At 71.7% G+C, this 14,792-nt stretch carries 6 protein-coding genes and 1 riboswitch; of the genes, 3 read left to right on the plus strand and 3 right to left on the minus strand.

Going from position 1 to position 14,792, the window contains the following annotated elements; genetic code table 11:
- The first annotated feature begins 280 nt into the window (after positions 1 to 280).
- From LR393_RS05645 to LR393_RS05655, 3 genes are all read left to right on the plus strand, one after another.
- The gene (locus LR393_RS05645; protein WP_231482113.1) at positions 281 to 3,844 is read left to right on the plus strand and encodes a glycoside hydrolase family 26 protein; all 3,564 of its coding nucleotides are present in this window, start codon (positions 281 to 283) and stop codon (positions 3,842 to 3,844) included.
- Positions 3,845 to 4,243: 399 nt separating this feature from the next.
- Positions 4,244 to 4,403: riboswitch (cyclic di-AMP (ydaO/yuaA leader) on the plus strand.
- Positions 4,404 to 4,442: 39 nt separating this feature from the next.
- On the plus strand, positions 4,443 to 5,261 hold the full coding sequence (locus tag LR393_RS05650) for a C40 family peptidase (RefSeq protein WP_231482114.1): 819 nt from the start codon (positions 4,443 to 4,445) through the stop codon (positions 5,259 to 5,261).
- A 202-nt stretch (positions 5,262 to 5,463) separates the two neighbouring features.
- Positions 5,464 to 6,672: an FAD-dependent monooxygenase gene (locus tag LR393_RS05655; RefSeq protein WP_231482115.1), complete on the plus strand. Its 1,209-nt coding sequence runs from the start codon at positions 5,464 to 5,466 to the stop codon at positions 6,670 to 6,672.
- A gap of 25 nt (positions 6,673 to 6,697) precedes the next feature.
- On the opposite strand, the gene LR393_RS05660 is transcribed toward LR393_RS05655, so the two are convergent.
- The 3 genes from LR393_RS05660 to LR393_RS05670 all read right to left on the minus strand — a co-directional run bounded on the left by LR393_RS05660 (position 6,698) and on the right by LR393_RS05670 (position 14,736).
- A complete protein-coding gene (locus LR393_RS05660; RefSeq protein ID WP_269326715.1) occupies positions 6,698 to 7,696 on the minus strand; it encodes a malate dehydrogenase in 999 nt (332 codons plus the stop codon).
- Positions 7,697 to 7,794: 98 nt separating this feature from the next.
- Complete coding sequence (locus tag LR393_RS05665) at positions 7,795 to 9,261, minus strand: bifunctional 3-(3-hydroxy-phenyl)propionate/3-hydroxycinnamic acid hydroxylase (protein ID WP_231482117.1); 1,467 nt, start codon at positions 9,259 to 9,261, stop codon at positions 7,795 to 7,797.
- An 18-nt stretch (positions 9,262 to 9,279) separates the two neighbouring features.
- Entirely contained in the window at positions 9,280 to 14,736 is a 5,457-nt protein-coding gene (locus LR393_RS05670) for a diguanylate cyclase (RefSeq protein ID WP_231482118.1), read from the minus strand.
- Positions 14,737 to 14,792: the final 56 nt, after the last annotated feature.

Raw genomic sequence — 14,792 nt, forward strand, 5'->3', positions numbered from 1 at the left:
CCGCATGACCCCGCTTCGCCGCATTTGCCGGTGAATTCCCTCTGACCTGCAAAGACGCACCTGTGAGGAGAGGTGTGGCTTCTCACACGCCATGCACCGGATGTCATCGATCGGCTGACCTGTCCAGCCGGAAATGAGTAGGGTGGCCGAGCGCTCGCGTGATGCCGGGCCCATTGATGAGAAGCCTGTCCATGCTTGAGCGAAGGCAGAGAGGTCTAGCTGCGACATGCCGCACCCGAGCGCGCCGGATCAGGGAGAACACCCCCGCAGCCGAAGAGAGATGCGGGAGCTGGAACGCCGACGGGCGTCAGCCCCGCAGTCCGACGCGGCCCCCGGTTCCACCCGTCCCGACCCGGATTCCGGCCCGCGGCCGTCGGCACCCACCGAGTCCGACGCGCCACGCAATGCGTTCCGCCAGGCACCCTCGGTCACGCCAACCGTAACGGAAAACTCCGCCCCCACGGGCCTGGACGCGCTCGGCCGCCGCAGCGACCTGGCCTGGAGCCGCCACCGCGGCGCCGGGAACGAGTCCGCTCCGCAGCAGTGGGTGCAGGACGTGCCCGGCCGGCCGGGTGATCAGCCCCGGCCCGCGCGCCCGGCCGGCGACGCCTGGGCCCCGCCCCGCCCTTCCCCCGTCCCACCCGTCTCGCAGCCCTCCGGGCTCGACGGGGGCCCGGGAATCTTCAGCCCGTCCGCGGAAACCCCCGCGTCCATCCCCCTTCCGGTCGACGCTCCCCCGGCCTCCGGCCCCGGGACCACCGGTGCCCCGCACCATCGCCACCCCTTCAGCCCCCAGGACCAGCCCGACCCCCATGCCTCTGCGGGTCGGCGCGGCTTCAGCACCCCTGAGGACCAGCGCGCCTCGAACACCCCGCAGCGTCAGCACGACCCGCCCCCGGGCCGGCCCGACTTCAGCGCCCGTCAGAGGCAGCGCGATGCCGGCGCCCCTGACGACCGGCCCGAGGCCGACATGCCTCCGGTCCGGCGTGACTTCGGTGCTCCTGACAGCCGGCGCAACTTCGGCGCCCCCCGTAGCGGGCCGGGCTTCGGCACTCCTGTGGATCCGCGCGCCTTCGGTACTTCCGACGAACGTCCCGACCTCGGCGCCCCCGCCCATCCACGCGGCTTCGGTGCTCCTGACGAACGTCCCGGTCCCAGCGCCCCCACCGATCCACGCGACTTCGGCACCCCCCACGAACGTCCCGGTCCAGGTGCCACCACCGATCCACGCGACTTCGGTCAGCGCGTCGTGGAGCAGCGTGGTCTCCGGCACAGCCGATCCGACGCTGCCGGCCGCGATGTTTTCCGGCCCGGTATTGCTCAACCCGGTGTCGCTCAACCCGGTGTCGCTCAACCCGGTGTCGCTCAACCAGAAGCGCTCCGACCCGAGACGTCCCGACCCGACGCTGCCCGGCCCGACGCTGCCCGATCCGAGGCGTTCCGGCCCGATGATTTCCGCCCCGAAACCCCTCGGTCCGGCACTCCCTGGCGCGATCACCAGCCCGAGACGCCGCGGTCCGGCGTCTCCCGCTCGCGGATCTCCCCGGCCGGGCCGGACGGGCCGGCCGGGCCGGACGGACGCTGGAACCGCCCCCTCCCCGGATCCCGTCCGGTCGCCGCCCCCCTGTCCGAGGGGGCGGCCCCGCAGAACCGTGACGCGAGCGGCCCCTACACACCGGCGCCCGCCGGTTCCCTGTCCGGCGGCCCGAGGACCGGCGGTTCTGCGCGCCCGGCCGACGAAGCCCGCCGGCCCGGCGACGACCCTTTCCCGGGAGCTCGCCCTCCCCGCGACGCCGGTCCGTTCCCGTTGTTCCGCAACGATTCCCAGCGCACCGAGACCCACCGAAACGGCTCCTCCCTCCACGGTTCCGACCCCAGCTCGCATCGTGACCCGCTTCCCGGCGAACTTCCCGGCAGCCGGAACACCCCTCTGCCGGGCGACCACGTCGGCGCGCCTTCCCCCGGGCGGCGCGAGCGGGACGAGGGGGTCCCCTTCGAGAGACTGCTGGGCCACCACGACGACACTGCGGAAACCACTTCCGGACCCGACGCCCGATCCGACGCCGGCCCCACTCCCTACCTGGCTCCGCCAGAACCGACGGCCCACGACGACCACCCCGACCAGGCAACGCCTTTCCCGGGGCTGCCCGGGGGTTCCCCGCCGGAGTTCCCCGATCCCGCCGGTCCCCCCCATCACGAGCCCGCCCCCGGGAACCCGCCGGAACGACTGCTCGGCCGCGACGCCCGGGCCCGCGAACGGGGTCGCCGCGAACGGGGTGCGGACGCGTCCGGTACCCCGCTGCCGGGTCTCCTCGGCCGCGATGCCGAAAGCTTCGGGAACGCCGGAGACATCTCCGACGAGCCCGAGGCTCCCCGCGGATGGGGCCGCCGGGACGGACGGCTGCCCGGATTCGGTTCCGGGTCACCGGTTCAGGGGCTCTCCGGACCGGACGCCGAGTTCCCGGGGCCGAACCGGCGTCCGGTGCTGGGTCGCGGGCCGGGACCGAACCAGAACCCCGGCCCGCACCAGGATCCGGGTGCGAACGGCCGCCGCGACCGCACCATGCCGCGCTTCGACGGCGCCCGGCCCGGCCGGCCCTTCGACGAGGACGGCCCGAGCCTGCTCGGCGGTCCCCCGCAGCGCCCGCCCCGCCCGAACCGGGGGGTTGGCCCGCGCCCGCAGAACCGGCCGCAGCCGCAGGGCCTGCGCCCGCAGAAGAAGACCTGGCGCGACTGGCGTCCCAACCAGATCACGCTGCGCCGCAGCCAGGTGATCACGCTCGGGCTGGTCACGGCCCTGGTGATCCTCATCGCAGTGGCCGGGGTGTACAAGTCCGGCCGGTCCACGACCACGGGTCTGGGCGCGTCCGCGACGACTCCCGGGGCGGCGACCGCCACCCCGACGCCCCTGGTGACCGAGGCGTCCCTGAAGGGGAAGCTGGGCGTGTTCAGCGGCACCGACCTGGCCCGGACGAAGTCCTTCGAGAAGTGGATGGGCCGCAAGCTCACCTACGCCACGATCTTCGGCGACCGCGAGACCTGGGACGACATCGCGAACCCGGGCGAGCACCTGACCGAGTGGAAGGACAGCGGCTACCGGGTCGTCATGGCCGTGCCGATGATCCCGAACGACCTGGACGACACCAAGGTCGCCTCGATGAAGGACGGCGCGAACGGCGACTTCGACGAGTACTTCGTGACGCTGGCCGAGCACCTGGTGGAGAACGGCCAGAAGACGGCCATCCTGCGCGTGGGCTGGGAGTTCAACCTGAAGTCGTGGCCGTGGGGCATCGAGGACCACGCCACGTACATCAAGTTCTACCGGCAGATCGTCACCGCGATGCGGTCGGTGCCGGGCCAGGAGTTCGAGTTCGACTGGAACCCGAACAACGGCTACAACCCCTACGACGGCCAGGACTACTACCCCGGCGACAAGTACGTCGACTACGTCGGGGTGGACGTCTACGACCTCCACAGCGGCCTCTACCCGTACCCGAAGAACTGCAACCAGGCCTGCCGGGAGAACCGCCAGACCCGGGCCTGGAACGAGGTCATCTTCGGCGGCGACCGGGGCCTGGTGTTCTGGACCGACTTCGCGAAGCAGCACGACAAGCCGGTCTCGCTGCCGGAGTGGGGCCTGTGGGACCGCTACGACGGCTCCGGGGGCCAGGACAACCCGCTCTTCATCGAGTTCATGCATGACTACATCACCTGGGCACCCAACCACGTCGCCTACGCGAACTACTTCAACCTGAACTCCTACCAGGGCGAGCACAGCCTGACGGAGTCGTTCCCGAAGGGCGGGAAGAAGTTCCTGGAGCTCTTCGGGGGCAACCAGAAGTAGATCTTCGACTCACAGCGCGTCACGACCGGCCGGGGCATCGCCCCCGGCCCGTACCTATTTGATGCAGGCTTTGCGTTATTTAACAATCACGGTCAGCTATTTGACCCTTGAACTGGACGGATTCCCGAAAGGGCGACGTAGGACACAGTGCGTAGCGGTGCATGTTAAATCCGCATGACGCTGGACACGTCGCGTCACCGTTGATCACCAGAGTGTCTGAGCTGCAGAAATACAGGTTCCAGGGCCTCACGGAGGGTGTCCGGACACGTAGCACACAAGGTGCCACGGACTATTACGAGGGTCACATTTCGGTGATCACATTTTGATTACTCCCCGATTGCCCGTAGATTCCCCATCGGTCCTTCACCCGAAGGGCCGGGTGACCGTCCTGCCGAGGTCCGTCGGCGGCCACCCAAGTTCCCAGACGGACGCCGGGGAACCACCTCGACACCGGACCCACCCACAGTCCGGTCGTCACGGGGCTAAGGCGGCTCGCGAGAGCCGCCCGGGCAACTTCCGCCCGAGCCCGTCAGCTCACCTGGTAGGCGAGGGAAGGACACCCACCCCTTTGCAGAAATCGCGCGTTCGAAGATCCGTCATGCCGCTCAGCGCCGTCGTCACCGGTGCTGCGCTGACGCTCTCGGGAGGCATTCCGGCCATGGCCGCGGACAGCTCCGCGGCCGCAGGCAACGATGAGGCGAACACCGAAACAGCGAGCCTCAAGAGCGCCACCGTCAAGGTGAGCGACACCGAGACCGCACGCATCACCCGCAAGGCCACGGCCAAGGCCACGGCGCGCATCACCAAGAAGGTCAAGGCCACCGCGAAGGTCACGGCGTGGAGCACCCGCACCGCCAAGGCCACCCGCACGGTCACGGTCACGACCAGCGCCTCCAGCTACGACGGAGCGGTCGCCCAGGCCCGGTCCGAGGCCAAGAAGAAGGCGCACGAGCGGGCCCGGGCCGCCGCCATCGCCGCGGCCAAGAAGCAGGCCGTCGCCAAGTCGAAGCAGAAGGCCAAGCACCGGGCCGTGGAGAAGGCCGAGCGTCTGGGCCGGGTCAAGTTCGGCGCCAAGATCGTCTCGGACGCGGCGAAGAAGAAGGGCACGCCGTACGTCTACGGCGCCACCGGCCCGAACGCCTTCGACTGCTCCGGCTACGTGGGCTACGTGCTGCGGCGGGCCGGCGTGACGCACCTCAACCGCACCTCCTCGGGCCTGGTGTCCGACACCAAGAAGGTCTCCAAGCGCGCGAAGAAGAAGGGTGACCTCGTCTTCTTCTCCAGCGGTGGCCACGTCTACCACGTGGGCATCTACGCCGGTGACGGCAAGATCTGGCACGCGCCGAAGCCCGGTAGCTCGGTGAAGAAGGAAACCATCTGGACCTCCAGCTACTCGGTGGGACGGGTCAAGGTCTAGATCGGGCAGCACCCCCGGAACGACACGTCAGGGTCCAGACAGTGGGCCCGACGCCCGCACCCCCTCCTGCGGGCAGGAGAGACCGGGAGCCCTAGGGCTCCCGGTCTCTTCGCGGTTTGCGGGCAGAACTCCAATAACGTGCCCGATAGAACCATCCGCACCTATGGTGATCATCAACCCCATTTCCCCCGAGGAGGCATTCGTGGCACGACGACGCGCACTGATCGCGGGCGGAGGCCTCGGGGGCCTCACCACTGCGCTGGCCCTGCACCGCCGGGGCTGGGACGTCTGTGTGTTCGAGCAGGCGATCACCCTGGAACCGGTCGCCGCCGGCATCAGCGTGTGGCCCAACGGGCTGCGGTCCCTCGACCGGCTCGGCATCGGCGACGCCGTGCGGCAGATCGGCCGGGTCCCGGGCCCCGGAGGTCTGCGGCAGCCCGACGGAACCTGGCTGATCCGCAACAACATCTCCGCAGCGGTGCAGGAGAAGTTCGGCGACCCGGTGGTGGCGCTGCACCGGGCCGAGCTGGCGAACGTCATCGTGCAGGCCCTGCCGTTCGGCGTGGTGCGGGCCGACACCCGGGTGACCGGGGTGCGGGCCGGTGACGCCGGCACCCCCGCCACGCTGATCACCGAGCACGGTGATGACGAGGGCGATCTGGTGGTCGCGGCCGACGGCATCCGGTCGGTGGTGCGCAGCCTGCTGTTCCCCTCGCCCGAAGCCCCCGCACCGGTCGGGTACACGTCGTGGCGGATGGTCGTGCCCGATCCCGGAGGGCTGTCGCCCGACGACACCGGCTTCGAGACCTGGGGTCCGGACGGGCGCCGGTTCGCCGTGATGCCCCTGAAGGACCAGGGCCTGTACTGCTACGCCACCGCGCCCGGGGACGACGACTCCGGGGTCGAGGGGCTACGGCAGCTCTTCGGTGACTGGCACGACCCGATCCCGGCTCTTCTGGAGAACCTGGTGGAGGAGCAGATCATGCGGCACCCGGTGGAGGAGCTGAATCCCGGGCCGTCCGCGTTCCACCAGGGCCGGGTCGCTCTCATCGGCGACGCCGCGCACGCCATGACCCCCGATCTGGGTCAGGGTGGTTCGATGGCGCTGGAGGACGCGGTGGTGCTCGCGTCGCTCGTGGGTGAGGGACGGGTGGGTGCGGAGTTCGAGAACGTGCCGATCCCGCCGGCCCTGGAGAAGTTCACCGCCGCGCGGCAGGAACGCACGCAGATGGTGGCCCGCCGGTCCCGGCAGCTGGGCCGGCTGAGTTCCGCGACCCCGCACCGGGCCCAGGTGCTGACGGCTCAGGTGCTCAACGCGCTGCCGGGCACGCCGCTGGCGAGGGGTCTGCATTCGATCGTGAACTGGGAGCCGCCGCAGCTGCCCCCGGCCGACCCGCGCTCCCGGCTGTGAGTTCCGGGAGCACGGGCCGGGCGCATCAGATGAGGCCGAGCTTCTGCACGGCCTCGCGCTCCTCGGCCAGCTCGGCCACGGAGGCGTCGATGCGGCCGCGGGAGAACGCGTCGAGCTCGAGGCCCTGGACGATCTCCCAGGAGCCGCCGGTCGAGGTGACGGGGAACGAGGAGATCAGGCCCTCGGGCACGCCGTAGGAGCCGTCGGAGACGATCGCGGCCGAGGTCCAGTCGCCCTCGGGCGTGCCGTTGACCCAGCTGTAGACGTGGTCGACGGCGGCCGACGCGGCGGAGGCCGCCGAGGACGCGCCCCGGACCTCGATGATCTCGGCGCCGCGCTTGGCCACGCGCGGGATGAACTCGTTCTCCACCCAGGCCTGGTCGTCGATGGCCTCGGTGACGCTCTTGCCGTCGACCGTGGCCTGCGTGACGTCCGGGTACTGGGTCGCCGAGTGGTTGCCCCAGATGCTGACCTTGGCCAGGCTCGACACCGGCACGCCGAGCTTGATGGCGAGCTGGCCGAGGGCCCGGTTGTGGTCGAGACGGGTCATCGCGGTGAAGCGCTCGGCCGGCACGTCGGGGGCGTGCGAGGCGGCGATCAGGGCGTTGGTGTTGGCCGGGTTACCGACCACGAGCACCTTGATGTCGTCGGCGGCACCGGCGTTGATCGCGGCACCCTGCGGCTTGAAGATGCCGCCGTTGGCCTCGAGCAGGTCGCCCCGCTCCATGCCCTTCGTACGGGGGCGCGCGCCGACCAGCAGGGCGACGTTCGAACCCTCGAAAGCCTTCGTGGGGTCGTCGAACACGTCGACGGAAGCGAGGGCGCCGAAGGCCCCGTCGATCAGTTCCAGCGCGGTTCCCTCGGCGACGCGCACGGCCTGGGGGATCTCCAGGAGGCGCAGCCTGACCGGGACGTCGGCACCCAGCAGCTGCCCGGAGGCGATCCGGAACAGCAGCGCGTAGCCGATCTGGCCGGCGGCGCCCGTGACGGTCACAGTGACTGCTGATGGTGCGGACGAAGTCATGGCCTTCTCTTCCTCGAGGGTGCTGCGGGCTGATGTGCGTCCCGTTCACTCTATCCACGGCGACCTGGCGGGACCGGGCAGGTGTCCGGACACCTTCGTCACACTGACATCACGCCCAGGTTTCGCGCCGCGCCCCGGGCCGGTGCGGTCGCGACGACGACCCGGTCGGGTCGCACCAGGGCGGCGTCCGTCGCGTTGTCGATCAGCCAATGGTGGACGCGCGTCAGCTCCGGTGCGTCGGTGTCGAGCACGACGGCACCCAGCCGGGCGGCCAGGTCCCTGAGCCCGGCCGGCCCCGGACCGCCCCGGGTGAGCAGGGCGAACCCCGGGCCCAGGAGATCGTCGAGGCGAGGGTGGTTTTCCTCGTCCATTGTTGTTTCTGTAGTGGGAAATTGAGGGACGAGCGAGCCGACCAGCGAGGTCCGCCGGGAACGGCGGGGCGGGGTGAGCGCGCCCGCACGCAACGGTGGGCCGGTACCGGCGAGGATCCGCCCGGTCAGGCGCGCCGAGCGCCCGGCGATCCCCGCCAGCGGGGCGGCGGGCGAGGCCATCAGCCCGCCGGCGAGCGCGGCCAGCCGGATCAGGGCGGTGGCGTGCGGGGCGCGCTCGGACTGGTAGGTGTCCAGGAGGTCGTCGCCGGCCTGGCCCCGGAGCACCCGGGCCAGTTTCCAGCTGAGGTTGGCGGCGTCGCGCAGTCCCGAGCCCAGGCCCTGGCCGATGAAGGGCGGGGTGAGATGGGCGGCGTCGCCGGCGATCAGGACGCGACCGCGGCGCCAGCGGTCGGCGACCACGGCGCGGAAGGTGTAGGCGGCGGTGCGCAGGACCTGCCGCTCCCCCACCCCGTCGTGGGTCCAGGGGTCGACGAGCCCACCGAGCCGGGCGGTCAGGTCGCCGGGGGTCTCACCCGGCCACAGGCGGAACTCCCAGCGCAGCCGGCGTTCGCCCACCCGCAGGTAGGTGGCGGGGCGGCGGGGGTCGCAGATCTGCTCGACGAAATCCTGGTCCCGCACCGGAGGTTCGCCGAGAAGGTCGGTGACGAACCAGGTCTGGTCGCCCGCCAGGGTGCGCCACCGGGCGCCCAGCGCCCGCCGCACCACGCTGCCGGCCCCGTCGCACCCGACCACCGCGTCCGCCTCCAGCACTCCTGTGCCGCAGTGCACGCGGCCCGACGCGTCCACCCCCGTGACCTCGGTGCCGAGCCGCAGCGAGATCAGCGGCGAGGCCGAGACTGCCTCCCGCAGAACAGCTTCGAGTTCAGGCTGGTCGAACAGCCCGGCCTGTGGGTGCCCGTGCACACCGACCGCCTGCGAGCGCCGGAACTCGGCGAGGGGCCGGTGCCGGGCGTCGAGCAGGCGCAGACCCGCCGCGGGGCGGCTGATGCGGGCGAATCCGGCTGCCACCCCGGCATTCTGGAGGATCCGCGCGCACTCGTCGTCGAGGTGGACCGCCCGCGGCAGGGGGTAGACCGCGTCCTGTCGGTCCAGGACCGTCGAGCGCACGCCCTGACGGGCCAGCAGCAGGGCGAGCACCAGCCCCACCGGTCCCGCTCCGACGATGACGATCACATCGACGACCCTAACCCGCTATCCGGCGGTGTTCTCCTCGAGTTCCTCCTGCAACCGCACCTGGTTGCGGCCGTTCTGCTTGGCCTTGTAGAGCCCCTGGTCGGCGCGGGCCAGCAGGGTCTCGACGGTGTCGTCCTCGTCGCCGAGGAAGGTCATGCCCACGCTGACCGTGATCTCCAGCGGACCGGACCGGGTCTGTACCGGCTCCTCGCAGATGCAGGCCCGCAGCCGCTCGGGCAGGGCCCCGTCGAGCTGGGCGTCCTGCAGCAGCACCGCGAACTCCTCGCCGCCGTAGCGGCCGAGCACGTCGGTCTTGCGGATCTGCTGGCGGATCCGGTCGGCGACCGTCTTGATCACGTCGTCCCCGGTCGGGTGCCCGTAGGTGTCGTTGACCTTCTTGAAGTGGTCGATGTCGATCATCAGCGCGGTCAGGCTGCGGCCGTGCCGCTTGGCGCCGGCCAGGTCGCGCGCACTCACCTCGAAGAAGCGGCGGCGGTTCGGCACGCCGGTCAGCTCGTCCACCACGGCCAGGTTCTGCACCTGCTGGAACAGTGTGGAGTTGTCGTAGGCGCTCATCCCCTGAGCCGCGAGAACCGCTGCGGTGTCGATGGTCTGAGCCAGGTCAACGGTGGGTCCGTGGGCCGAGGTGCTGGCCACGATCATCACGCCGAGGTCGGCCCGCCGCGAGCGCATCGGCACGGCGATCCACGAGGTGGCCTCCCCGAGCTGGTCGGACAGACCGCCCGGCACCAGCTCGGCGCTGCCCACCCGGGGCTGCTGGATGGTCAGCAGGCCGCGCAGTTTCGCGTCCTCCACGATCTCCACCGGGTCTGCGTCACCGGCGTCGCGCAGCCGGTGGGTGCCGTCCTTGACCGACAGCAGCCAGGCCCGGTCGGTGCCGAGCACCGGGCCGGTCGAGTTCAGCAGTTCCTTGAGCACCTTGGCCGGGTCGTCGAGCTTCTCGGCCATCTCGCGCAGGGCGTCACGCAGGTTGTTGGCCACGGCCCGCTCGCGGTCGGCGGTCTTCACCGAGACCTCCAGCTGGGCCACGCGCGCCGTCTCCATCGAGGTGGCGATGTGGTTGGTCAGCGCGGACAGGATCTCCACGTCGCCGGAGGTGAAGATGCCCTTGGCGACCTGGCTGTCCAGGTAGACCACGCCGGTCATCCGGCCGTCGACCTTCATCGGCGCGGCCAGCACCGAGCGCAGGCCGTGGGCGACCACGCTCTTGGTGCCGAGCACGGCCCCTTCCTCGGTGCCGGTGAAGACCTGGGCCTGGCCGGTCTGGCGCACCCGGTCGACCAGGGTGGTGCTGTATCCGGTGAGCTCGGGCACGTCCCGGCCGTCGGCGTCGCGCCCGAGGTACTTGGCCAGGCCGCCGGAGAGGCTGGCCTCCTCCTCGTCGTCGGGCACCAGGAACAGGTAGGCGCGGTCGGCCGAGAGCAGCTTGATGGTCTCGTCCAGGGCGATCCGGGCCAGCACCCGCGGGTCGAGCACCTTGGCCGCGGCCGCGCTGACAGTCTGCAGGGCCGCCAGCCGCAGCCGCTCGTGGCCCGCCGTGTGCGTGCCGCCACCGGTGCTGTGGTGCGAGCCGCTGCCGCCGGAGCCGAGCCAGTCGGAGCCGAGCGCGAACTCGGTGCCGACCGCCTGGGCCCGATGCGGCCAGCCCTCGCCGACCGCCACGGCGTAGGCGTGCTGCGCCTGCCGGCGGCCCTCCGGGGTCCCCAGCGCGTTCAGCGCCCGGGCCCGGATGCGGGCCACCTCGAACGACACGGTGGGGGCGTCCGGGGTCAGGAACTGACCGATGCGGGTGAGGGTGACCAGGGCGTCGCCCGGCCGGCCCTCGGCGACCTCCAGGTCGGCACGCACCAGCCGGGCCAGGGCCTCCAGCTCGGGGGCGACCGGGTGCCGGGAGGCCTGCTCCACGGCGAATCGGGCCATCTCCAGGCGCGCGGGCCGCTCCGCCTCGTCCGCCGCCCGCAGCTGGGCCAGGCGGCCCACCGCGATCAGGTAGAACAACGGGTGGTGGGCGCGGAAGACCAGTTCGGGGCGGGGGTGCGCGGCCTCCACCTCGGAGGCGACGGTCTCGAAGGCCGAGGCGAAGTCCTGCTGCTCGGCGAGCTGGAACAGGGTGGCCAGGTGCCGCAGGACGTCCAGGGTGGGCACCCGCTCGCAGACCTGCCGGATGTGCCGCAGTTCGGTGCCCGCCTCGGGGAAGCGGCCGAGCAGCGACAGGACCATCGGGGCGGCGACGATGAACGGCGTGGCGTCGACGTTGCGGCCGGTCTGGCGGCTGCGGCCCCGGTCCAGCCAGTGCTGGGCCTCGGCGGTGCGGCCCATGACGACCGAGCGCACGGCGAACACGGCGATGGCGTCGAGCTCCTGGCCGAGGTCCATCCACGGACCGTCGGCCTCCATGTCGCTCGCCCACTGCGTGCCGTCGTCGAGACCGCCTCCGTACAGGGCGGTTCCGCGCAGGTAGGAGTTCGTCGCGCGGCGCGTGGGGAGCTGCGAGACCGGGTCGGCGTCCATCCGCGCGAAGGCGCGACGGGCGCTGCCGCGCCGGCCGTCGAACGCCGCGACCATGCCGATCGCGGCCTGCGACACCACGTTCGCGATGCCCTCGCCGAGCCGGAGCGCCCAGGCCCGGGCCCGCAGCGCGTGCGAGAACGCCAGCAGGTGGTCCTGGGTGAACAGCGCCACGAACGAGGCCGTGCTGTGCAGCTGCACCGTGACCAGCCGGCGCTGCCGGTCCTGCTCGGCCGGCGGGCGGCGGTCACCGAACAGGCCGCGCAGGGTGGCCCCGGCGAACATCAGCATCGACGTGACGACCAGCGCGACCCGGTTCCGGGGCCACTGCACCCCGAGCTCGGCCAGACCGCTGCGGACCGCGGTCATCGCGGCGTCGTTGTCCCAGTCGTCCTTGTACAGGTCCGCGAGCAGGGAGTACATCTCGGCCCGGCGCACCGGCGCGGTCTCCCCCGCGAGCGCCTGCTGGGTGCGGTTGCGCGCGGCCTCCATCCGGCCGTTCTGCTTGAGCGCGTGGGCCAGCTCGACCAGGAACGCCGTCGGCGGGCGGGCCTGCAGGCCGGCGGCGAACTCGAGGAAGTTGATGGCCTCGTTCGGCGCGTGGTTGGCCAGCGCCAGGCGACCGGCGCGCCAGGCGGCGCTGAAGATCCGCTCGAGCCGCTCGTCGCTGTCCGGGTCGCACTGCATGTAGTGGTGCGCGATCGCGTACGCGTGCTCCGGGCGCACCGTCATCGGTGAGTCGGGGGCCGTCTCCAGGGCCTGGGCGATGCGCAGGTGCAGGGCGGCCAGCTCGTCCTCGTCGAGCTGGGCCTGCAGCGCCTGCCGAACGCGGTCGTGCAGGAAGACGTAGGCCCCGCCCTCGCGGGTGTCGATGAGCCGCTGGCCGACCGCCTCGGAGAGGGCCGGCAGGACCTCCTCCCCGGTCAGGCCCATCACCGAGGAGAGGATCTCGCCGTGGAACTCGTTGCCGATCACCGCGGCGGTGACGAGCAGCTCGTAGGTGCCCGGGGCCAGGTTCTGCAGGCGGGTCAGCACCAGGCCGACGGCATCCTGCGGCAGCTCGAGGCGGTCCAGGCCCTCCTCGTCGAGTTTCCAGGCACCCCAGAACGGTTGCAGAAGACCGGCGTCGATGACGGCGCTGAGGTACTCGCCGGCCACGAACGGGTTGCCGTTGCTGCGGCGGGCGAGGATGTCGACCAGGCTCGAGCCGACGTCGAGACCGGGGATCAGCGAACGGATCTGCTGACCGATGGAGCTCTCGTCGAGCTCCGGCACGGGCACCTCGACGTCCAGCGACATCCCGGCCGCGTGGTAGAACGCGCCCAGGCCCTCGGCGTACTCCACCTCGTCGCGGCTGGCGGCGAGGATGAGCACCTTGCTGTCGGCCATCTGGCCGGCCAGGTGCGACACCACCTGACGCGAGCCCTCGTCGAGCCACTGCACATCGTCCAGGAACAGCAGCAGATCACCGGTCTGGCGGGCCAGCGCCGCCAGGAAACCGGCGATGGCGACGGCGAACTGGCTCTCGTTCATCGGCTCGGGCTCGGACTGGCGGGCCTGCTCGGGCGGGGTGTGCCGGGCACCTCCCAGCCCCGACCGGGCCGTCAGGTTGTCCTTGCCCTTGAGGGTGTCGGAGCCGTTGAGGATGGCCTCCAGACCGGGGGCGATCCGGCCCAGCATCGACGGCGACCAGCCGGCCGAGGCCGCGCGGATCTTCGAGCGGCGGCGCCAGCGGTCGCCCACCGGCATCCGGGCGATCTCCTGGAGGTGCCCCAGGATCGCGTCGCGGATCGGGGCGAACGGCACCGGGCTGTCCGGCACACAGGTCGCCTGGAGCACCGTGCTGCCGGAATCCCTCACCTGGTGCAGCAGTTCGGCCACCAGCCGGGTCTTGCCGGTACCACCGCCGCCGTGCACCAGGGCGATACCGCTGCGGCCGTTGCGGACCTCGTTCCAGCGCCCGGACAGCACGCTGATCTCGGCGTTGCGACCGAACAGCGGGGCCTCGCCACCGCTGGTGACCTCGGCCGTGCGGCGCGGCATGCCGGCCAGCGCCCGCAGGTCGGCGGCCAGGTCGCGCCCGCTCTGGTAGCGGTCGTCCGGGTCTTTCTGCAGCAGCGTGCCGACAATCCCGGCGAGCGCCGGCTGGATGCTGGGCACCAGCTGGGTCAGGTCGGGGGCGGGCACCACGGCGTGCATACGCAGCAGCTCCCCCAGGTCCGAGCTGTTGAACGGCAGCACGCCGGACAGCGCCTGGAACATGATCACGCCGAGCGAGTACAGGTCGGAACGGTTGTCCACCGGGCGCTTGAGCGTGCCGCCCTGCTCGGGCGCGGAGTAGGCCAGGGTGCCGACGGCGGCGTGGGTCTCGTCGTCCTCTCCGTCACGGGCCGTGAGGCCGAAGTCGATGAGGCGCGCCTCGCCGCCCTCCATCACGATCACGTTGGCGGGCTTCAGGTCGCGGTGCACCAGACCCTTGTCGTGCACCGCGGACAGCGGCTCGACGATGTCGAGGGCCAGCGCCACGACCTTGTCGGCCGCCAGCGCACCACCCTCCAGCACGCCGGCCAGCTGCCTGCCCGAGACCAGGTCCATCACCAGGTACGGGCGCCGGTCCAGGGCCCCGACCTCGTACACCCGCGGCAGACCCGGGTGGTTCACGCCGGCGAGCAGCGCGGCCTCGCGGCGGAAGGCGACCTCGGCCTCGTGCGAGTCGGCCAGAGGCTTGTCGAGGATCTTGAGGGCGTACTCGGCCCGGCGGCCCTGCTGGGTGGTGTCCTCGGGGCGACGGACCTTGAACACCGTGCTTTCGGCACCGCTGCCGAGCTGCTCGACGATCTCGAAACCGGCGAGCATGCCGTGCTGAGCCCGGCCGTCCCTGGGGTCCCGGGCAGCGGGGACCCTGGTGGTCTCTCGCGGCGGCGAGACCTGGCGGCTGGAAGTCACACCCTCTTATCGGCCCAACCGGCACCGATCCTGAGGAAAACTCGAAGTCACCCGCT

The sequence above is a fragment of the Kineosporia mesophila genome, from assembly GCF_021129235.1.
In the GTDB taxonomy this organism is placed as follows: domain Bacteria; phylum Actinomycetota; class Actinomycetes; order Actinomycetales; family Kineosporiaceae; genus Kineosporia; species Kineosporia mesophila.

Bases quoted from the DNA above. Each gene is read 5' to 3' on its own strand.
- LR393_RS05645 (WP_231482113.1), top strand. From the start codon at position 281: ATGCGGGAGCTGGAACGCCGACGGGCGTCAGCCCCGCAGTCCGACGCG.
- LR393_RS05650 (WP_231482114.1), top strand. From the start codon at position 4,443: ATGCCGCTCAGCGCCGTCGTCACCGGTGCTGCGCTGACGCTCTCGGGA.
- LR393_RS05660 (WP_269326715.1), bottom strand. From the start codon at position 7,696: ATGACTTCGTCCGCACCATCAGCAGTCACTGTGACCGTCACGGGCGCC.